Annotated in this window: 17 protein-coding genes; 9 read left to right on the forward strand and 8 right to left on the reverse strand. The window is 70.7% G+C overall.

Annotated elements, in window-relative coordinates:
• Nucleotides 1-67: 67 nt before the first annotated feature.
• Nucleotides 68-1447: an MFS transporter gene (locus tag ACIQF0_RS12810; RefSeq protein WP_401028459.1), complete on the forward strand. Its 1380-nt coding sequence runs from the start codon at nt 68-70 to the stop codon at nt 1445-1447.
• Here the strand turns inward: ACIQF0_RS12810 and ACIQF0_RS12815 are convergent.
• The 3 genes from ACIQF0_RS12815 to ACIQF0_RS12825 all read right to left on the reverse strand — a co-directional run bounded on the left by ACIQF0_RS12815 (nt 1440) and on the right by ACIQF0_RS12825 (nt 3775).
• Entirely contained in the window at nt 1440-2387 is a 948-nt protein-coding gene (locus tag ACIQF0_RS12815) for an alpha/beta fold hydrolase (protein WP_401028462.1), read from the reverse strand. The two genes, ACIQF0_RS12810 and ACIQF0_RS12815, sit on opposite strands and share 8 nt — an antisense overlap.
• A gap of 66 nt (nt 2388-2453) precedes the next feature.
• The gene (locus ACIQF0_RS12820) at nt 2454-2927 is read right to left on the reverse strand and encodes a GNAT family N-acetyltransferase (RefSeq protein ID WP_401028465.1); all 474 of its coding nucleotides are present in this window, start codon (nt 2925-2927) and stop codon (nt 2454-2456) included.
• Nucleotides 2924-3775, reverse strand: coding sequence for an NAD(+)/NADH kinase (locus ACIQF0_RS12825; protein WP_360035316.1), 852 nt, complete (start codon nt 3773-3775; stop codon nt 2924-2926). Before ACIQF0_RS12825 ends, ACIQF0_RS12820 begins: the two co-directional genes overlap by 4 nt.
• Before the next feature lie 166 nt (nt 3776-3941).
• Here ACIQF0_RS12825 and ACIQF0_RS12830 point away from each other — a divergent pair, with 166 nt between their 5' ends.
• From ACIQF0_RS12830 to ACIQF0_RS12845, 4 genes are read left to right on the forward strand one after another with little or no spacing between them, the layout of a single operon-like run.
• Entirely contained in the window at nt 3942-4559 is a 618-nt protein-coding gene (locus ACIQF0_RS12830; protein WP_401028468.1) for a M15 family metallopeptidase, read from the forward strand.
• On the forward strand, nt 4544-5647 hold the full coding sequence (alr, locus tag ACIQF0_RS12835; protein WP_401028471.1) for an alanine racemase: 1104 nt from the start codon (nt 4544-4546) through the stop codon (nt 5645-5647). Before ACIQF0_RS12830 ends, alr begins: the two co-directional genes overlap by 16 nt.
• Nucleotides 5644-6597, forward strand: coding sequence for a D-alanine--D-alanine ligase (locus ACIQF0_RS12840; protein WP_401028473.1), 954 nt, complete (start codon nt 5644-5646; stop codon nt 6595-6597). Before alr ends, ACIQF0_RS12840 begins: the two co-directional genes overlap by 4 nt.
• Complete coding sequence (locus tag ACIQF0_RS12845) at nt 6594-7586, forward strand: acyltransferase family protein (protein WP_401028476.1); 993 nt, start codon at nt 6594-6596, stop codon at nt 7584-7586. The genes ACIQF0_RS12840 and ACIQF0_RS12845 overlap by 4 nt, the downstream gene beginning before the upstream one ends.
• Here the strand turns inward: ACIQF0_RS12845 and ACIQF0_RS12850 are convergent.
• From ACIQF0_RS12850 to ACIQF0_RS12865, 4 genes are all read right to left on the reverse strand, one after another.
• Nucleotides 7540-8559 carry a glycoside hydrolase family 5 protein gene (locus tag ACIQF0_RS12850; RefSeq protein WP_401028478.1) on the reverse strand — a complete coding sequence of 340 codons (1020 nt, stop codon included), beginning with the start codon at nt 8557-8559 and terminating at the stop codon, nt 7540-7542. The two genes, ACIQF0_RS12845 and ACIQF0_RS12850, sit on opposite strands and share 47 nt — an antisense overlap.
• Before the next feature lie 238 nt (nt 8560-8797).
• The gene (locus ACIQF0_RS12855) at nt 8798-12343 is read right to left on the reverse strand and encodes a helix-turn-helix domain-containing protein (RefSeq protein ID WP_401028480.1); all 3546 of its coding nucleotides are present in this window, start codon (nt 12341-12343) and stop codon (nt 8798-8800) included.
• A gap of 36 nt (nt 12344-12379) precedes the next feature.
• Nucleotides 12380-13501 (reverse strand): M20/M25/M40 family metallo-hydrolase, encoded by a 1122-nt coding sequence (locus ACIQF0_RS12860; RefSeq protein ID WP_401028482.1) that lies wholly within the window; start codon nt 13499-13501, stop codon nt 12380-12382.
• Nucleotides 13498-14505, reverse strand: a complete 1008-nt coding sequence (locus tag ACIQF0_RS12865; RefSeq protein ID WP_401028484.1) for a pyridoxal-phosphate dependent enzyme — start codon at nt 14503-14505, stop codon at nt 13498-13500. The genes ACIQF0_RS12860 and ACIQF0_RS12865 overlap by 4 nt, the downstream gene beginning before the upstream one ends.
• A 69-nt stretch (nt 14506-14574) precedes the next feature.
• Here ACIQF0_RS12865 and ACIQF0_RS12870 point away from each other — a divergent pair, with 69 nt between their 5' ends.
• Nucleotides 14575-14805 (forward strand): hypothetical protein, encoded by a 231-nt coding sequence (locus ACIQF0_RS12870; RefSeq protein ID WP_360035291.1) that lies wholly within the window; start codon nt 14575-14577, stop codon nt 14803-14805.
• Here the strand turns inward: ACIQF0_RS12870 and ACIQF0_RS12875 are convergent.
• Nucleotides 14802-15659 carry a LysR family transcriptional regulator gene (locus ACIQF0_RS12875; RefSeq protein WP_401029932.1) on the reverse strand — a complete coding sequence of 286 codons (858 nt, stop codon included), beginning with the start codon at nt 15657-15659 and terminating at the stop codon, nt 14802-14804. The two genes, ACIQF0_RS12870 and ACIQF0_RS12875, sit on opposite strands and share 4 nt — an antisense overlap.
• A gap of 86 nt (nt 15660-15745) precedes the next feature.
• Between ACIQF0_RS12875 and ACIQF0_RS12880 the strand changes: the two genes are divergently transcribed.
• Genes ACIQF0_RS12880 through ligA form a run of 3 tightly spaced genes read left to right on the forward strand, consistent with a single transcriptional unit; the run spans nt 15746 to nt 19410 of the window.
• Nucleotides 15746-16558, forward strand: coding sequence for an LLM class flavin-dependent oxidoreductase (locus ACIQF0_RS12880; protein ID WP_401028486.1), 813 nt, complete (start codon nt 15746-15748; stop codon nt 16556-16558).
• Nucleotides 16558-17358, forward strand: a complete 801-nt coding sequence (locus ACIQF0_RS12885) for an alpha/beta fold hydrolase (protein ID WP_401028489.1) — start codon at nt 16558-16560, stop codon at nt 17356-17358. The genes ACIQF0_RS12880 and ACIQF0_RS12885 overlap by 1 nt, the downstream gene beginning before the upstream one ends.
• A gap of 57 nt (nt 17359-17415) precedes the next feature.
• Nucleotides 17416-19410, forward strand: coding sequence for an NAD-dependent DNA ligase LigA (gene ligA / locus ACIQF0_RS12890; RefSeq protein WP_401028492.1), 1995 nt, complete (start codon nt 17416-17418; stop codon nt 19408-19410).
• The last annotated feature ends 457 nt before the right edge of the window (nt 19411-19867 follow it).

Consider the following 19867-nt stretch of genomic DNA (forward strand, 5'->3'; position numbering starts at 1 on the left):
CGCGCGGGGCGTTCAAGATGCCCGCCCGCTCCAGATTAAGTCAAGTGACTGACTTAGACTCGGTGACGTGCTCCTCGAAGAAACGCCTCCGGTGACCCGTCCGAACGTCGTCGTGGCAGTCCTCGCCCTGGGCGGCATCACGGTGGCGCTGATGCAGACCCTGGTCATCCCGCTCCTGCCGAGGTTCCCCTCGCTGCTGAACTCCTCGCCGGGCGACACCACCTGGGTGATCACGGCGACGCTGCTGGCCGGCGCGGTCGCGACGCCCGTCGTCGGCCGGCTCGGCGACATGTACGGCAAGCGCCGCATGCTCGTCGTCAGCCTGGTCCTGCTGGTCGTGGGCTCGGTGATCGCCGCGCTGAGCTACTCGCTGGTGCCGCTCGTCATCGGACGCGTGGTGCAGGGACTGGCGGTCGGTGTCATCCCGCTCGGCATCAGCATCATGCGGGACGAACTGCCGGTGGAACGGCTGGCCGGGGCGACCGCGCTGATGAGCGCCTCGCTCGGCGTCGGCGGTGCGCTGGGCCTGCCAGCGGCGGCGATCCTGGTCGAGCAGACCGACTGGCACATGCTGTTCTGGACGTCGGCGGGCGTGGGCACCCTGGTGCTGGCCGCGGTGCTGGTCTGCGTGCCCGAGTCCCCGGTCCGCAGCGGCGGGCGGTTCGACGTCCCCGGTGCCCTGGGGTTGTCGGTCGCGCTGGTCTGCCTGCTGCTCGGGGTGTCGAAGGCGTCGGTGTGGAGCGGCGGCACGGTCACGAGCCTGTTCGTCGTGGCGGCCGCGGTGCTCGGGCTGTGGGGCTGGTGGGAGCTGCGGTCACCGCGGCCGCTGGTCGACCTGCGCACCACGGCCCGGCGTCAGGTGCTGCTGACGAACATCTCGTCGCTGGTGTTCGCGTTCGCCATGTTCGCCCAGTCGCTGGTGCTGCCGCAGGTGCTGCAGCTGCCGGCCTCGACGGGGCACGGACTCGGGCAGTCGCTGCTGGTCACGGGCCTGGTGCTGGTGCCGTCCGGACTGGTCATGATGGCGACGTCACCGGTGGCCGCGCGGATCTCGAACGCACGGGGCCCGCGCGCCACGCTGATCCTCGGCACGCTCGTGGTCGCCTTCGGATACGGCGCGGGGATCTTCATGCTGACCGCCGTGTGGCAGCTCGTCATCATCTCGGCCGTGATCGGCGCCGGCATCGGCCTCGGCTACGGCGCGATGCCCGCCCTGATCATGGGCGCCGTGCCGACCTCGGAGACCGCCGCGGCCAACAGCCTCAACGCGTTGATGCGCGCGATCGGCACGTCGGTGTCGAGCGCCGTGGCGGGCGTCGTGCTCACTCAGGTCGGCGTGCCGTTCAGCTTCCAGCTCATCCTGGGCCTGGGCGCCGCGACCGCGCTGCTGGCAGCCGTGGTCGCGGCGTTCATCCCCTCGGCACGTCCGGTGAGGCAGGTCAGCTGAAGAACCGGACGATCTCGCCCGTGACGAAGTCCGGCTGCTCCTCGGCCAGCCAGTGGCCGGACCCGTCGACCCGGACGACCTCGAACTGGTTCGCGACGTTCGGCAGCGCCCCGAGAAACTGGTCGTAGGACGAGATCGAGGCCAGGCCCAGCACCGGCGGCACGAGCTTGGCGTACGTCTTGCCGTCCGCGATGTCCTGGTGGAAAGCCTGGTACCAGCCGTTGCTGGCGCGGATGGCGTCCGGCGAGTTGTAGTTCTGCGCGTAGATCCGCCGCGAGCGTTCGTCGATGGCGGACGGCGTGAACGCGGTGTTCGCGAACAGCCAGTCGATCAGGTACCGGAACCGCCCGGCCAGCAGCTGCTCCGGCAGCCCCACGACCTGGTTGAACGCGAACCACCACACGCTGAACATGCCCGGCGGCGGCAGCAACGGGATCTGGTAGAAGCTCTCGTCGGGGTGCAGCACGTCCATGAACGCGACCTTCTTCGTCGCGTCGGGGAAGTTGGCCGCGAAGGAGAACGCGACCATGCTGCCCAGGTCGTGCCCGACGACGTTGACCTTGGCGTACCCGAGCTTCTTGACGAGCTCGTGCAGGTCCGTCGCCATCGTCTTCTTGTCGTACCCGCCGGCCGGCTTGTCCGATCCGCCCTGCCCGCGCATGTCGACCGCGATCACCCGGAACTTCGCGGCCAGCGCGGGCAGGATCTTGTTGTACAGCCACCAGGTCTGCGGCCATCCCGCCAGCAGCACGAGCGGCTCGCCCTTGCCGCCCGTGACGTAGTGCAGGCGCACCCCGTTGACCTGTGCGTAGTTGTGCTTGAAACCGGGGAGGTCCGGCTCGGCGACCTTCCGCTCGGCGTCGGCACCGGCGGTCCCGGCACTCGCGGCGAGTGCGGCGCCCGCACCCAGCGCGAACACTCTGCGCCTGTTCAGTTCCATGTCCTTGCCCCCATCCGTTGCTCGGCGCGGACATCCGAACAAGCGGCGCTCGAGCACGACTGGAGATCAGGGGACGAGGTGGTAGGCGACCGTCGGCCAGACGGCGTCCTTGACCTCCCGGTCCTCGTCGCGGGCGGGATCGCGGACGAACCCGGCGCGTTCGGCGACCTTGCGGGAGCCGACGTTGTCGCGGTGCGTCCACAACTTCAGCTCGGCGACGGTGTGGTGAGCGAGGATCCACGCGACGAACTCGGTGAGCGCCCTGGTCGCCAGCCCCCGGCCGCGGGCGTGAGCGGCCACGAGGTAGGACACGTGGCCGACGCCGTCCTCGAAGTCGACGGCCACGTTGCCGCAGCGTTCCCCCGCGGCCTCGATGCAGAACGACGCGGTGGCGGGGTTCGTGGGCAACGCCCTGATCGCGCCGGCGACCTGCGCTTCCGTGATCGTGGGCGGGTCGGTCGTGTAGCGCTGGACCTCCGGGTCCCTGGTGGCCTCCGCGTACCAGGCCGCGTCCTCGACGGTCCACTCGCGCAGCCTCACCCCAGTTCGGCCGAGTCCGTGAGCCGCAGCTTGCGGCGCGCCCGCTGGTAGAACGTCGTCATCCCGAGCCGCACCACCCGCGCGGCACCGGCACGGCCGCGCAACGACACCCGCTGGCCGGGTTCGACGTAGCCCGCGACCATGCCGTCCACCTCGACCGCGAGGCGGCCGCTGGACGGCAGCAGGTCGAGGTCTACCTCGTCGTTCACCGACAGCACCACGCCCCGGCTGTAGGCGGAGTGCGGGGCCGCGGGGGTGACGAGCAGGGCCTCGACGGACGGGCTGGTGATCGGGCCGCCCGCGGAGAAGCTGTAGGCGGTGGAGCCGGTCGGGGTGGCGACGATGACGGCGTCGGCGGCGTAGCTGACGAACGGCTGGCCGGCCACGCGGACGGCCACGCGGGCGCTGCCCTCGCCGGGGATGCGGACGACGGCGACGTCGTTGAACGCGGTGACCTTCTGGTCGTTGAAGTGCGCGTCCACGGCGAGGCGGGGTTCGACGGTGAAGTCGTGGGCGTCGATGGCGCTCAGGGCGGCGGGCAGGTCCGGGACGTCCACCTCGGCCAGGAAGCCGAGTTTGCCCAGGTTGACGCCGAGGACCGGGGCTCGTTCGCCGTCGGCCATGCGCATGGCGCGCAGCATCGTGCCGTCGCCGCCCAGGCTCACCAGCAGGTCGGCGCGGCGGCCCAGTTCCTCCGCGGTGACCGGGGTGGCCTCGCAGCGCAGGCGCTGGATCTCGGTGGAGATGCCGAGGATCTCGACACCGCGGTTGGTCGCCCAGCCGAGGACTGCCTCGACGGCGGCGGCGGAGTCTCGTTGCGGGTGCAGCACCAGGCCGGCGGCGTGCACGTCAGTTCGTCCTCTGTCGGGTCACGACGCCAGTCTGCCGAATTCCGGACGGACGTGCGCCCCTCGTCCGAACGGCTGATGCCCACGCGTGCGAACCGGCCGTTCGGCGGGCGGGCGTGGCCTCGAGGAGGAGTCCGGAGTGGACTTCCGTTTCTAGGTTGGCCACATGACCATCCTGCTAGCCGATCCGATCGTGCGCGCCGTCCGCGTGCTCGACAACGGGGATCCTTTGGTGCCATTGGACCACGCACCTGGAGTGTGGGTGCGGGAAGGGCTCGCGCGGCGGCTCGACGTGGCCCGCGCGCTGCTTCCGTCCGGTGTGGACCTGCGGGTGATCGAGGGGCACCGCAGCATCGCCGACCAGAGCGCGATCATCGAGCGGTACACCGCCGAGTTGAGTGAACTGCACCCCGCTGCCGACGCCGTCGAACTCGGCCGGTTGTCCAGCCGGTTCGTGGCACCGCTGGCCGTCGCGCCGCACGTCGCGGGCGCCGCGGTCGACCTGACGCTGGTCACGACGTCGGGTGCCGAGCTGTGGATGGGCACGGAGGTCGACGCCACTCCCGAGGAGAGCGACGGCACCTGCTTCTTCGCCGCGCCGGTCGACGACGAGGCCCGACACAACCGGACCGTGCTGGCCGCCGCCCTCGGTGGTGCCGGCCTGATCAACTATCCGACCGAGTGGTGGCACTGGTCCTACGGCGACCGCTACTGGGCGTTGCTGACCGGGGCCGACCACGCCGTCTACGGACCAGTGGAGGTGCCTGCGTGGGCGCGCGCGTGACGAGCCTGCGCCAGGTCTCGGCCGGTCCGTCGCTCTCGGTCGACCTCGCCGCGGTGGCCGCGAACACGCGTCGGTTCGTGTCGCTGGCCCGCGGTGGCGTCATGGCGGTGGTGAAGGCCGACGGGTTCGGGCACGGGCTGGGCGACGTCGCCCGTACCGCGGTGGCCGCGGGTGCCACCTGGATCGGAGTCACCTCGCTGGCCGAGGCCGTGCAGGTGCGGGAGTCCGGTGTGGACGTTCCGGTGCTGAGCTGGCTCAACCCCGTCGACGCCGACGTGCGGACGGCGGTCCGGTACGGGATCGACCTGAGCGTGCCGAGCCTTCCGCACCTCGCGGCGATGGAGGCCGGGGTGCGCGTGCACCTCCAGCTGGACACGGGAATGGCGCGGGACGGGGCTGCGCCGGAGACCTGGTTGTCGCTGATGTCGGCGGCACGTCGTGCGGAACTGGCCGGGAGGGTCTCGGTCGTCGGAGTGATGGGACATCTGCCTTGTGCCGACACGCTTGGAGCGAATGAGCCCGGGAAGCGGGCGTTGCTGCGGGGAGTCGCGATGGCGCGCCAGGCGGGCCTGCGGCCGTCCGTGCGGCATCTCGCGGCCACGAGCGCGGCGCTGACGGACCCCGGCACCCACCTGGACGTCGTCCGGATCGGGGCCGGACTGGTGGGGATCGACCCGTCCGGGACCACCCGGCTGCGCTCCGCGTTGCGGTTCACGGCGCCGGTGGTCCAGGTGCGGCGGGTCGCCGCCGGAACCGGGGTCGGCTACGGGCACGCGTACGTGACGGACCGTGCGACGACGTTGGCGTTGCTGCCGGTGGGCTATGCGGATGGCCTGCCGCGCAACGCTTCCGGCAACGCGGAGGTGTGGCTGGCGGGACGGCGCCGGCCGGTCGCCGGGGTGATCTCGATGGACCAGGTCGTGGTCGACGTCGGGGACGACGTGGTGGAGCCGGGGGACGAGGCGGTGGTGTTCGGGCCGGGGGACGACGGCGAGCCGACGGCGGGGGACTGGGCGCGGTGGGCGGGAACGATCCCGCACGAGATCGTGACGGGCATTGGGGCGAGGGTGCGGAGGAGCGTTCGATGAGGGGGATCCGCGTCGCCGTGATCGGCGGCGGGCAGAACTGCGAGCACGACGTCTCCGTGGCTTCGGCGGCGTCGGTGCGCGCGGCGCTCGACCCGGCGAAGTACGAGGCCGTGGCGCTCACGATCGGCCGCGACGGCCGGTGGTACGGCCAGAACGGCCAGGTGCTCGACACGCTGACGTCCGGCAGCCTCGCCGCCGCGCTCGACGTGATCGCGACCTGCGACGTCGTGTTGCCGCTGGTCCACGGTCCGTTGGGCGAGGACGGCACGCTGGCCGGCCTGTGCGAGCTGGCGGGCGTGCCGTACGTGGGCTCGCCGCTGCGGGCCGGTGCGCTCGCGATGGACAAGTGGGCGACCAAGCTCGTCGCCGAGGCCGTCGGGGTGCGCACGGCGAAGGCCGCCCTCGTCACCAACGCGTCCACTGTGGACTTCACCGGTCCTGTGGTGGTGAAGCCGGTGGCGGCGGGGTCGAGCTTCGGGGTGAAGCTCGTCGAACGCGAGGAGGATCTCGAACCCGCTGTGCGCCAGGCGCTGGAACTGGACGACCGCGTGCTGGTCGAGGAGGTCCTGGACGGCCGGGAGATCGACATCGCGGTCCTCGACGACCCGGAGGAGGGCCGCAGGACCGGGCCGCCGCTGGAGATCCAGGTTCCCGGCCTCTTCGACACGACCGTGAAGTACGACGGCAGCGCCACCTTCCTGATCCCGGCCCCGGTGGCGGACACCGAGCTCAAGGCGCTCGAAGACGCGGCGCTCGCGGTCTACGAGGCCCTCGGCTGCCGTGGCCTGGCACGGGTCGACTTCTTCCTCACGAAGGACGGCCTGGTGCTCAACGAGGTCAACACCATGCCGGGCATGACGGCGGAGTCCCAGGTGCCCAAGATGTTCGCGGCCGCCGGACTGTCCTATTCGGACCTGCTGGACAAGCTCGTCCGGGGAGCGATGCGGTGAAGCGGATCGCCGGGCTGGACGTGTTGCGCGGCATCGCGATTCTTCTCGTGATGCTGCGCCACGCGTTCCCTGACGTGTTCCCCGGTGCGGGTGTGGTCGGCGTGGTCGTGTTCTTCACGCTGAGCGGCTACCTGATCACCGGTGTCCTGCAACGGGAGCTGACGAACACCGGACGCGTCGACTTCAAGCGGTTCTACCTGCGCCGGGCACGCAGGCTGTTGCCCGCGTTGCTGGCGCTGACAGCGATCTTCGCGATCGTCACGCTCGTGTTCGATCCGCTGGGGGAGCGCGACAAGCTGCTCAGGACGGTGGTCGTGCTGGTCACGTTCACCGGCAACCTGCCGATCAGCGGGGTCAGCCCGGCGGCGTTCCACGGCTGGACGCTCGCGACCGAGGAGCAGTTCTACCTGCTGTGGCCCGCCTTGCTGGCGTTCGCGTGGGTGCGCAACCGGACCGGTGCGGCCCTGGTCGTCACGGCGCTCGCGGCACTGGCCGCCTGCACGGCGACGCTCGTCTGGCTGTGGCCGAACGCCGACAACGCCTACGCGCTGCCGACGTCGTGGTTCGTGTGCTTCGTGATCGGCGCCGCGACCAGGCTGAAACTCACGACCGCGCCGCGCTGGGCCGTGCCGATCGCCCTGACGGGTCTGGCGGTGCTGTCGGTGATCCCGCTGCGGGGCCACGCGCTGACCTACCTGGTGGCCGGCCCGGCGATCGCGGCCTGCACGGCCGTGCTGCTGCTGGTCTGGTCGAAGTGGGAGCAGGTGGCGACGCCGATCCGCCCGCTGGTGGCGCTCGGCACCCTGTCCTACGGCGCCTACCTGTGGAACTACCCGCTGACGCTGTGGCTGCGGCCGGAACTGGGCGCCGCCGCCGGGCCGATCGCGGCGGTGCTCACGATCGTGGCGGCGGCGCTCAGCTGGCGTTACGTCGAGGAACCGGTCATGCGGCGAGGTAGCCGTTCACCAGAGCGAGCCAGCCCGGCTTGAGGTGCCACCCGTCCGGTTCGGAGGGGTCGGCGTAGTAGATGCCGTGCGTGTCCGGGTTCGTGCCGCTGATCCGGTAGGTCCACCACGCCCAGCCGATGCCGTTGTCGTCGAAGGCCCCCAGAACCTTGCGGGCCTTCGCCTTCGCGTCGTCGTCGCCGCTCTCGACGCCCACCTGGTTGATCCACACCGGCACGTCGTGCGCGGCCCGGAAACCGGTGATCTGCCCGATCCGGTTGAGCGGCTCGGCGAAGATGAAGTAGTTGCAGGTGTAGATGATCTTCGGGTCCACCGTCGTGTACGCGCCTTCGAGGTGGGCGCAGCTGTAGTTGTCGTTGGGCCCCACGACGATCGGGGTTCGGCGGTCGACACCGCGGATCACACCGATCATCTCGTCGTAGAACGCCTTCACCCCGGCGTCGTTCACCCCGATCGGCTTGGGTTCCGGCAGGATCTCGAACGCCCCCACGAACGCCTTGGTCTTGTAGCGCCGCACGAGGAACTGCCAGACCTCCTTGAACTCCTGCTTCATCGCGGCGTTCGTCCAGAAGTTGTCCGGACGCCCACCGGCGCCCTGCCCGTAGTCCGAGTCCACGAACAACGTGATCCACAGGCCCGCGGCGCTCGCCTGCTCGACGGTCTGGTCGAGCAACGCCAGATGACCGGCCTTGATGTGACTGGGGTTCGCGGGGTCCGGGTCACGGCTGTCGACGCCGTCCTTCCACTCGCCCCACCAGCGCAGCGGGATCCGCACCGAGTTCGCGCCCGCCGCCACGTTGTCAGCCGGGTCCTGCGGCTGGACCGTCCCCCACTGCCCCCAGTTGTAGCCCTGCAGCACGATCGGGTGCCCGGCCGGATCGACCACGTCCGCCCCGGACACCGACAGTCGCGCCGGTACGGCCGCGCTCGCGGGCACGCTGCCCAACGCCAGCACGACCGCCGTGGCTAACCCGAAGACCACCTGTCTCAGCTTCACGAGAAGTCCCCTCTCAAGATCGGCAAGAACCGTTCGGGTCGATACGGTGCCGCAGCGGGAACCGGGCGTGGTTCGGACTTTGTTCGGGAAACGTCAAGATCGCGGGGTTGTTCACCGTTGTTTCTTCAGCTCACGGCCTCGACCGTGAAGAACCTTCTCCGGCTAGAACAGGCGGCAGGAGAAGGGGGAGCACCATGAGTGAAGAGGTGGGTCTGCCGCGATCGTCGCTCTGACGACGTCATCGCGGGCAGGGCGGGGTGGGGTCGATGTCCGGGAAGTGGCGGTTCCAGTCGGGGGCGGACAGGGGCGGCGACACCGTGGCGCAGATGCGTGCGGCAGCGTGCTCGGCATCGGCCTCCCACGCTCGAACGGTCCGGTCGCCACCCGCGCTGAGCAGCGTGTGGCCGTCGGGCAGGAACGCCAGCGCGTACACCCGCTCGGTGTGTCCGGACAGGGTGGCGAACGGGGTGCGGTCGGCCACCCGCCACAGCCGCACGTCGTGGTCGGCGCTCGCGCTGGCCAGGGTGGTGCCGTCGGGGGAGAACGCGATGGCGTGCACGGTGTCGGTGTGGCCGGTCAGCTCGGCCGTGAGGGTGCCGGCGGCGACGTCCCAGATTCGGACGGCGAAGTCGGTGCTGCCGGTGGCGAGGAGCTTGCCGTCCGGGCTGAACGCGACCGACTTGACGGCGTGCGTCTGGCCGGTGAGGTGGGTGATCACCCGGCGCTGGGCGACGTCCCAGATCCGGGCGCTGAAGTCACCGGAACCGCTGGCCAGGAGGCGGCCGTCGGGGCTGAAGGCGAGTGCCTCCACGGTGTCCGAGTGGCCGAGCAGGGTGCCGAGCGAGGCGCCCGTCGCCGCGTCCCACAGCACGATGGTCCGGTCGGTGCCGGCGGTGGCGATGGTGGAGCCGTCCTGGCTGATCGCCATGGCGTTCACGGCGTCGGCGTGGCCCGCGAAGTCGGGGAGCTTCACCGGGGTGCCGCTGATGTCCCACCGGTGCACGCGGTGGTCGGCGCTGGCGGCCAGCAGGATCCTGCCGTCCGGGGAGAACCTGACCGTGTTGACGGCGTCGGCCGGCCCGGTCAGGACGGTGCGGAGCCTGCCGTCCTGCCACAGCTTCACCGTGCGGTCGTAGCCGCCGGTCGCGACCATCTTGCCGTTCGTGGCGACGGAGTAGACGGAGTCGCTGTGGGCTTGAAGCAGCTCGCCGGGCAGGTCCCAGAGCCGGACGGTGTGGTCGTCGCTCGCGGTCGCCAGCGTCGATCCGGCGAACGTGGCCGCGACGACCGCGGCGGTGTGGCCGGTCAGCACGAGCGGGTCGGCCTGGCCGAGGTCCCAGACGCGCGCGGTGCGGTCGACCGAGGTGCTCGCGAGCAGGCCGTCGGGGCTGAACGCCAGTCCGCGCACGACGTCCGTGTGCCCGGACAGGATTCGCGGCTCACCGCCGTTCGTCGGCCAGACCTGGATGTCGCGATCCCGGCTGGTGGCGATGCTCTGACCGTCCGGGCTGATGGCGACCGCGTGCACCGGGCCCTTTCCGGCGAGAGCGCGCGAGGCAGGGGTGCCGGTCAGGTCCCACAGCAGCGCGGTGCCGTCGTTGGCGCCGGCGACGAGTTTGGAGCTGTCCGGGCTGAACGCGAGCGAGATGACCGAGTCGGAGTGGGGCAGTTCGGCGATCCGGCGCGGCTGGCGCAGGTCGGTGAGGTCCCAGAGCCGGACGATCCGGTCCGTGCTCGCGGTGGCCAGGATCCGGTTGTCGCCGCTGAACGCCACCGCGTTGACCTGGTCGTTGTGCGTGATGGTGGCGAGCACGTCTCCGGTGCTCGAATCCCACAAACGGGCCGTGTGGTCCCATCCGGCCGTGGCCAGGAGCGCGCCGTCGGTGTTGAACGCGACCTTGACGACGTTGTCGGTGTGGCCGTTGAGCGTCGAGACTTCCCGCGGGTGGTGCGGGTCGGTGAGGTCGACGACCTCGACCGTGCGGTCCTTGCTGGAACTGGCGAGCAGGTGGCGTCGCGGTGAGTACGCGACGGCGTTGACGTTGTCGCGGTGGCCGGTCAGACGGGTGGCGTAGAACGGCGTGAACGCGCTGAGCACGGCGCTGCGGGCGTCGGGCGTGGGGGAGAGCCGGTAGGCGGCGAGCGCGAGCTGGGCGGCCTGCGCGGGATCGGTGCCGCGCAGGCGTTTGGCGTCCTGCGCGACCTTCTGCGAGAGCGCGCTGTTGCGCTGCTTGGTGGCCTCGGACGAGGCCTGCATGGCCGTCACGCTGATGCCGGTCGTGATGATCAGGAGCAGGGTCAGCAGGCCGACGAGGACCTGAAGGCGCCGCCTGCCTTGGCGGGTGCTGGCGAGTTCGGCGGACTCGGCGGTGACGCTGGTGGTGAGGAACTCGCGTTCGCGGGCGGTGAGCGGATGCGGCGGGTCCGTGAGCCACGGGCGGAACGACCCGAGGCGTGCGCCGCGCACGAGCGCGCCGGGATCGCGGTGCAGCGACTCCCACACCGCCGCGGACTCGGCCAGGTCGCGGTGGGCGCGCAGGCCGTCGCGGTCGGCCGCGAGCCACTCGCGCAGGCGCGGCCAACAGCGGATCAACGCCTCGTGCGTGATCTCGATCCGGTCGTGGTCCACGGTGATCAACCGATGTGTCGTCAACGCTTCCAGGACCAGCGCGGCATCCGGTTCGTCGTCGAGTTCGCTGCGGGAGATCCGGCGTTTGGTGTCCTCGGTGCCGTCGCCGATCGCGGTGAGCCGGATGAACAGGGACCGCACGACCTCCTGCTGTCGTTCGGTGAGTCCGGCGAACACCGACTCGGCCGTGCGGGTCAGGGCGCCCTCGAACCCGCCCGCGGCGCGGAAGCCCTGCAGCGTCAGGGTGTTGCCCTTGCGGCGGTGCCAGGTCTCCAGCAACGCGTGGGAGAGCAACGGCAGCGCGCCCGCCTGCTCGACGCAGTTCGCGACGAGTTCGGCGACGAGCGCGGTCTCGACTGTGTGCCCGATGCGCCGGGCGGGCTGGATGATCGCGGCGCGCAGCTCGTCGGTGCTCATCGGGCCGACGGTGATCTGGGCGCTGCCCATGGCGTCGACCAGTGCGGGGAAGTCCGTGCAGTGGCCGTAGAAGTCGGCCCGCACGCCCAGCACGACCCTCCGCGCGGTCAGCATGTCGACGAACCGCCGGCGGGTGTCGCGGTCCTCGCAGAGGGTGAAGATCTCCTCGAACTGGTCGACCACGAGAACGGTGTCCGGCGTCGCGTCCTTCAGCGCCCTGGCGCACTCCTCCAGCGGCGCCGGACCGGGCGTGAACAGCACGGCGTGGTCGCCCAGCCGGGGCATCAGACCGGCCCTGAGCAGCGACGACTTGCCCGCGCCGGACGCGCCGACGACCACGACGACCCGGTCGTCACCGACCTGGCGGGTGAGCCGGTCGATCAGGCGGTCGCGGCCGAAGAACCGTTCGGCGTCCTGCTGCCCGAACGCGGTCAGCCCCGCGTAGGGCGAGCCGACGTCCTGCTCGGGCTGGGTTTCGTCGGCGGCCGTGGCGTACCAACGGCGTTCCCACTCCTCCTCCGACCCGCCGCACGCCCGGACGTAGGCGAGTGTGACCTGCAGCGTCGGCAGCTTGCGCCCGGCGGCGGCCTGGGACAGCGCCGCCTCCGAGTAGTGCGTCACCGAACTGAGCTGGCGGTAGGTGGGGCTGCCCGCCCTCTCCCGCAGCGACCTGAGCTCCCGCGCGAACGTGAGCACCGCCGAGTCGCCCGTGTCGAGCGGTCTTTCCTTGCGTGGCATCCCCGGTTCCCCCTCGTGCTTCCCGGGAGAAGAACCCTAGCCGCAGAAGTCGGTGATCGTGGCGGTCAGCACCTCGGTCAGGCGGTCGAGGGAGGCCAGGTCGACGTACTCGGTGGCCGCGTGGGCACCCGCGCCGTCGACCCCGAACAGCAGGCAGGGGATGCCGGCGCGGTCCAGCAGGGCGCAGTCGGTCCAGAACGGCTCGGCGCGGATCACGGGTGGCTCGCCCAGGTTCGCGATGAGCGTGCGGACGATCCCGGCTTCGGGGTCGGCCTCGAAGGGATCTCTGGCGAGGCCTCGGGTGAGCGTGGCGGTGAAGTCCGGGACCGTCTCCGTGAGGTGGTCGAGGATGGTGCGGAGCTCGTCCTCGGTCTGCTGCGGGGACTCTCCGGGGACGGTGCGGCGTTCGAGGGTGATCCGGCAGGTCGCCGGGTAGGTCGAGGCCTCCTCGCCGCCGCTGATCAGGGACGCGTGGACCGTGCCGGTGCCGAGCAGGTGGTGCTTCGGGCCGTCGGCGAGGTCTCGGCCGAGTTGTTCGAGTGACACCAGGAAGTGGCCGGCCTTGGCGATCGCGTCGATGCCGAGCTCCGGCCGTGACCCGTGGGCCGCCCTGCCCCCGATCTCGACGTCGAACCACACGAAACCCTTGTGCGCCAGCGTGACCTCGAGGTGGCTGGGTTCGGTGACGATGGCGGCGTCGGCGGTGAAGTGGTCCAGGACCTCCTCCGTGCCGGAGCTGCCGTGTTCCTCGTCGGCCACGCACGCGACGATCACGTCGCCGCGCAGTGGGCGTTCGGTGGCTCTGGCGGCGGCGATCATCATGGCCGCGATGCCGCCCTTCATGTCGAACGTGCCGCGGCCGAACATCCTGCCGTCTTCGATCTCCGGTGTGAGCGGGTCGCCGTCGTAGCCCGCGAGGCCGACCGTGTCGAGGTGGCCGTTGAGCATCAACGACTTCCCGCCGCCGGTGCCCTTCCTGACGGCGACGAGCGACGGCCTGCCCGGTCGTCGCTCCAGGCGGTGGACCTCGAAGCCGTTGCGCTGGAACCAGGTGGCGCAGAAGCCGGCGATCTCCTGCTCGCCGTTGCCGCCGGGGACGAGGTCGGGGTTGACCGAGTCGATGGAGATCAGGTCGGCCAGCAGGTCACGTGGGTTCACGGGCGTCCTTCGGTGCTGATGAGCACGACGGTGGCGAGGTCGCCGAGCTCGTTGCGGATGGCACGCAGTCCGGCGAGAGGGGCGGCGCCGCACGGTCCTGAGTGGACGTTCTGCGCGTGGAGGTCGTGCATCGCCTTGGTGCATTCGGCTTCGGAGATGGACACGGCGGCGTCCAGGCCGTTGCTCAGGTACGGCCAGGAGGTCGCGGACGGTGTGCCGCAGTTGAGTCCGGCCATGATCGTGTCGCCCGTGGGGATGGTCTTGAGTTCGCCCGCTCGCAGGCTTTCCAGGACGCAGGCGGCGTTGTCGGGCTCGACGGCGAGGAGCCGCGTGCGGGAGTCGCGGCTGCGGTAGTGCGTGATCACGGCCTGGGCGAACGAGCCGACGCCGACCGGGACGACCACCAGGTCCGGTTCCGCGTCGAGCTGCTCGTCGATCTCGTGGCAGAGCGTGCCGTAGCCCTCGACGATCCAGGCCGGGATCTCCTCGTAGCCTGGCCGGCCCATGTCCTGCACGAGGATCCCGTCCGCCGCGGCGGCGCTGGCGACCGCGTCGTCGTACGTACCATCGACGACGGTGACCTCGGCGTTCTCCGCCCGGATGGCCTCGATCGCCTGGGCGGGCACCGTGTTCGGGACGAAGACGTGAGCGCGCTGGCCGCGCAACCGGGCCATCCTGGCGACCGCGCGGCCGTGGTTGCCGTCGGTCGCGGTGGTGAGCGTGACCGGCCCGGTTCGATCCTGAAGAACGCGGTGAACGGCCCAGGACGCGCCCAGAGCCTTGAAAGCGGGCAGGCCGAGCCGGGAGGATTCGTCCTTGACGAACAGGCGGCCGATCTCGAGTTCCGCGGCGAGAGCCGGCAGCTCGGTCAGCGGAGTGGGCGCGTAGCCGGGCAGCCGGGCGTGGAAGTCCCGCACCTCGGTGGGCGCGGGCGGGCATCGCCAGCTGCGGGCCTCTGGCCGCGAGAACTTCATGAAGGACAGCGTGCTGGTGGCGCGGATCATCGGTCCAGCGCATGTTTTCGACGTGTATCGGTGGAAGAATCCGAAGAGTGGGCGAGGAGGAGGTGCCGGATGAGCGACGAGGAGCTGATCGTCGAGTTCGCGTTGACCCGCCTCGACCACCCTCTTCTCGACCTGGAGGAGGTCGCCGCGCTCGTGGTCAGGCGGGGCGGGCCCGAGCGCATGGTCGAGTTCGCCGGGCAGACCCTGGTGCACCGCGACGAGCTGCGGGGAGCGGTGTTCGAGGCGGCCGTCGAGCACGTCCTGCGGGTGGTGCTGATGCTGCGCGGGCCGCGTGACTAGAGCTCGGCGGCGGTCTGCTTCGTGAGCTCGATGACTCGGGTGGCCAGCGGCGACAGCGTCCGGTTCGCCTGCCAGGCCAGGTAGATCTCGCGCGGGGCCAGCGCCGGTTCGAGTTCGTGCGTGGACAGGTCGTCCTCGACGTCCAGCGCGAGCCTCGGCATCACGGCGACGCCCATGCCGGCGCGGACCATCGAGATCACGCCCCGGTTGTCGGCCGTGCGGAACACGATCAGCGGCGCGACCCCGGCGTCGGCGTAGACCCGTTCGACCCTGGCCTGGTCGCAGATCGGCGGCTGGGCGACCATCGCGGCGCCGTGCAGGGCCCGCAGCGGGACCGGGCCGTCCGGGAACTGGCCGCGGCGGGTGACCAGCACGTACGGGTCGTCGAGGATCTTGACCTGCTCGGCGTCCCTGACCCGTCCGTCGAAGAAGACCAGGTCCAGGCCGTCGGCGCTGGGCTGGTCGGTCTCCTCCTCGAACAGCCGGATGTCGGCGCCGGGGTGTTCGGTGAGGATCTGGCGCACCACGGTCGGGAGGATGACGTTGGTGACGCTCTGGAAGGTGCCGATGTCGACGCGGCCCTCGCCGGCCTTGAAGCGTTCGACGGCGTCCTCGGTGGCGGCGGCTCTGGCCAGGAGTTCGCGTCCGTGGGCGAGCAGTACCTCGCCCAGAGGGGTGAGGCGGACCGGTTTCGGGCCGCCCGGGCGGTCGAACACGGCGCCGCCGACGGTCTTCTCCAGCGCGGCGACCTGCTGGCTCACGGCCGACTGCGTGTAGCCGAGACGGTCGGCGGCCTTGCCGAAGGTGCCTTCGGCGGCCACTGCGTCCAGGGTGGCCAGGTGGCGGAGGTCCATCACAGGCCTGACTATAAGCTTCACTGGTCTTTCTGAGTAGAATCTATCGCTTTTGTTAATGTTCTTCGGTTTCTAGCGTTGCTCTCATGAACCCACGATGTGCTCTCTGGTTGCCGCTGTTCGACGCGCTCGCCGATCCGTTGCTCATCGCTCGCCTCGCCGCCGAGGCCGAGGAGGCGGGCTGGGCGGGGCTGTTCGTCTGGGACCACGTCCGCTGGCGCGAGCCGGTCACGCACGTGGCCGATCCGTGGATCACGCTGGCCGCCGTCGCCTCGGCCACCTCGCGGTTGCGGTTCGGCCCGATGGTGTCGGCGGTCGCCCGGCGGCGGCCGGTGAAGCTGGCCCGCGAGACCGCGTCGCTGGACCTGCTCGGCGGTGGCCGGCTCGTGCTCGGGGTGGGGCTCGGGAGCGACCGGTTCGCGGGTGAGTTCTCGCGGACCGGGGAGGAGTGCGACGACCGCGTGCGCGGCCAGATGCTGGACGAGTCGCTGGAGATCCTGCGGGCGGCGTGGTCCGGGGAGGTCGTGCATCATCGCGGCGCGCACTACACAGTGGACGGTGTGACGTTCCTGCCTCGGCCCGTGCAGAAGCCTGGTGTGCCGGTGTGGGCCGCTGGGTTTCCGGGGAAGGTGCGGCCGATGCGTCGTGCCGCTGCTCTGGACGGCTTCTTCCCCGTGAACCTGTCGTCTGCCGGTGAGTTCGCTGACGCGGTGGGGCAGGTGGAGGCGCTGCGGACGGGTGACGGGCCGTTCGACTACGTCTGCGAGGTCTCTCCTGGTGAGGACGTCACGCCGTACGTCTCGGCCGGGGCGACCTGGTGTCTGACCGCCTTCGACCCCGCTGCTTTGTCCGTGGATCACGTGCGTGGCGTGCTGCGCGATGGACCGGCGGTGCGGTGATGCGCGTCAACGGGGTGGAGTTGTGCGTCGAGACGTTCGGGGATCCTGCCGATCCGGCTGTGTTGCTGATTCACGGCGCGTGCGCGTCCATGTTGTGGTGGGAGTCGGAGTTGTGTGCGGCGATCGCGGCGCGTGGGCGGTTCGTGATCCGTTACGACAACCGCGACACGGGGCTGTCCGTGAGCTATCCGCCCGGTGAGCCGGGGTACGCGCTGTCCGACCTGGTGCTGGACGCCGTGGGGATCCTGGACGCGTTGGGCGTGGACCGCGCTCATGTGGTCGGACGGTCGATGAGCGGGGCCATCGCGCTGGCGTTGGGCGTCGATCACGCGGACCGGGTGCTGTCGCTGACGTTCGTGGCGACCACGACCGGCGATCCGGACCTGCCGCCGATGACCGAGGCCTTTCTGGAGGCTTCGAGTGCGGAGTCTTCGTCCGATGTGGAGTCCATCGTGTCGGTGCTACGGGCATATGCGGGCACTTCGCCGTACTTCGACGAGGACGCCGTGCGTCTCTTGGCTGTGGAGGACGTGGCACGGACGGTGAACGTGGCGTCGGCGATGACGAACCACTTCCGCATGGAGTTCGACGCACCGCGTGGGGGCGGGTTCGGGGACGTCGTCGCTCCCACTTTGGTGGTGCACGGTTCGCTCGATCCGGTCTATCCGCCTGCTCACGGGGAAGCTCTGCGTGACGCCGTGCCGGGTGCGTCGCTGCTGGTCCTGGACTCGGTCGGGCACGATCTGCCACGTCCGGTGTGGCCCGCGTTCGTCGACGCCCTGGTGGAGCACACGGCTTGAGCGGTGCTCGATCGCGGCTGCACGGAATTGTCAGGGGTGCCGGGTAACGTCCCGTTCATGAGTGCTGCGGGGGATCGGATTCAGGAGCTGGCGGCGCGGATCGTCGAGCTGCGTGACGCGTACTACCAGGGCGAGCCGCTGGTGGCGGACGCGGAGTACGACGCGATCGAGGACGAGTTCCGTGCTCTGGTCGCGAAGCACCCGAAGCTGGCGCCGAAGGACAACCCGCTCGACCACGTGGGCGCGCCGTCGGTGCTGCACGCGCCCGTGCGGCACTCACGGCCGATGCTGTCCTTGGAAAAGGCGAACAAGCCCGAGCAGGTCGAGTCGTTCTTCTCGCGGTTCCCCGGCCAGCCCGTGGTCGTCATGCCTAAACTCGACGGTCTGTCGCTGGCGCTCGTGTACGAGAACGGCCGGCTCGCGCGCGCTGTCACCCGTGGCGACGGCACGACGGGTGACGACGTCACGTTCCTCACGCGCGCGCTGTGCGACGGCGTGCCGGACAAGGTCGAGGCGCCGGGCCGCGTCGAGGTGCGCGGCGAGTGCGTGATGCTGCGCTCGACGTTCGACACGTACAACGCGGCGCACCCGGACAAGCCGCTGATCAACCCGCGCAACGCCGCGGCGGGCACGTTGCGCGCGAAGGACCCGAAGGCGGTCGAGGGCCGGCGCATGCAGTTCTTCGCGTTCGACCTGACGACGGAGCCGGAGAGCGCCGACTCCGACCTCGACGCGGGCCTGCGCAAGCTGGGCTTCAGCGTGGCGGAGATGAAGCACTGCTCCACCGCGGCCGAGGCGCAGGAGCTGATCGGCGGCATCGAACAGGCCCGCAACTCGCTCGACTACGACCTCGACGGCGCCGTGCTGCGCCTGGCGAACCGCGACGCGTTCGCCGCCGCGGGCACCCGTTCGTCGTCTCCGCGCGGCGCGATCGCCTACAAGTTCGCGGCCGAGGAGAAGACGACGGTGCTCAAGGACGTCGTCTGGGACGTGGGCAAGACCGGCAAGATCGCGCCGGTCGCGTGGCTGGAGCCGGTGTTCGTCGGCGGCACCACGGTCACCCGCGCGACGCTGGCCAACCAGGAGGTCATCCGCTCGAAGAACATCAAGATCGGCGACACGGTCCTGGTCCGTCGCGCGGGCGACGTGATCCCGTTCGTCGCGGGCGTCCTGGACGAGTCGAAGCGCACGGGTGACGAGCGCGAGATCGTCCCGCCGTCCGACTGCCCGTCGTGCGCGCAACCGCTGACCGAGCAGGGCAACAGCCGTGAGCTGTTCTGCACGAACGCCGTCTGCCCCGCCCAGACCGTGCGCCGCCTGATCCACTGGTCGTCGCGCGCCGCCGCCGACATCGACGCCATCGGCCAGGTGTGGATCGAGCGCCTCGCCGAGACCGGCGACCTGGTGAACCCGTCCGACTTCTACACGCTCACCAAGGAACGCCTGCTGGAGTTCGACCGCGTGGGCGAGATCTCCGCGACCCGCATGATCGAGTCGATCGACCGCAGCCGCGCCGTGGGCCTGCGCCGGGCCATGATCGGCCTCTCGATCCCGATGGCCTCGGAGGGCACCGCGGCCCGCCTGTGCCGCGCCGGCTTCGGCTCCCTGGAAGAGGTGGCCGACGCGGGCGTCGAGAAGCTCGTCGCCGTCGAGGACATCGGCCAGAAGGTCGCCGAGTCGATCAACTTCCACCTGGCCCGCCTGCGCCCGGAGATCGAACGCCTGCGGGAGCGCGGCGTCTCCCTGGAGGTCCGCCAGGAGGACCTGCCACCGGTAGTGGTCGCCGGCGCGCCCCTGGAGGGCAAGTCCGTCGTGATCACGGGCTCGATCAGCGACCCGCGCTCGGGCGAGAAGGTCACCCGCCCGACGTTCCAGAAGATGTGCGAACGCGCCGGCGCCACCGCCGCCTCCTCGGTCTCGGCCACCACCGACCTGCTCATCACGGGCGAGGGCGTGGGCGCGAGCAAGCTGACGAAGGCGGAGAAGCTCGGCGTCGAGGTGGTCGACCAGGGCGAGATCTGGACGAAGCTGATCGCCGCCGGAGTCGCCTGACCCGCTGATGTGAGAAGCCCCCACGCTGCCTGGGGGAGGACGGCAGCCTGGGGGCGAGTGTGGGTGGTCGGTGCGGCGGTCGCCTCTCGGCGGTGGGCACGACGCGGCTCCGGGTGAACGGTGTTCCGCGAGGGCGTTTGTGTTGGGGCCCGGGGACTCGTTCCGCGCCGACCGTCTCGTACAACGGTGCGGGGTTCCGTTGTGTTTCCTGGTGATCTGTGTGCTCGCTCACCGCTCGGAGTGCTGAGTTCCTGGCTTCGCAAGGGATCGAGCGCGTCCGGTGAGGGATTCTCGGTGGTGCAAGGGAATCCCGGTGAGGAGGAAGACCCTCAAGCTGTCTGGGGGTGTACAGCTTGAGGGCCGAGCCTGTGGTCGGTGCGGCGGTCGCCTCTCGGCGGTGGGCACGACGCGGTTCCAGCCGAACGGTATGCCGCGAAGGCGTTTGTGTTGGGGCCCG

Source organism: Lentzea sp. NPDC092896 (genome assembly GCF_044754905.1).
Classification (GTDB): Bacteria; Actinomycetota; Actinomycetes; order Mycobacteriales; family Pseudonocardiaceae; genus Lentzea.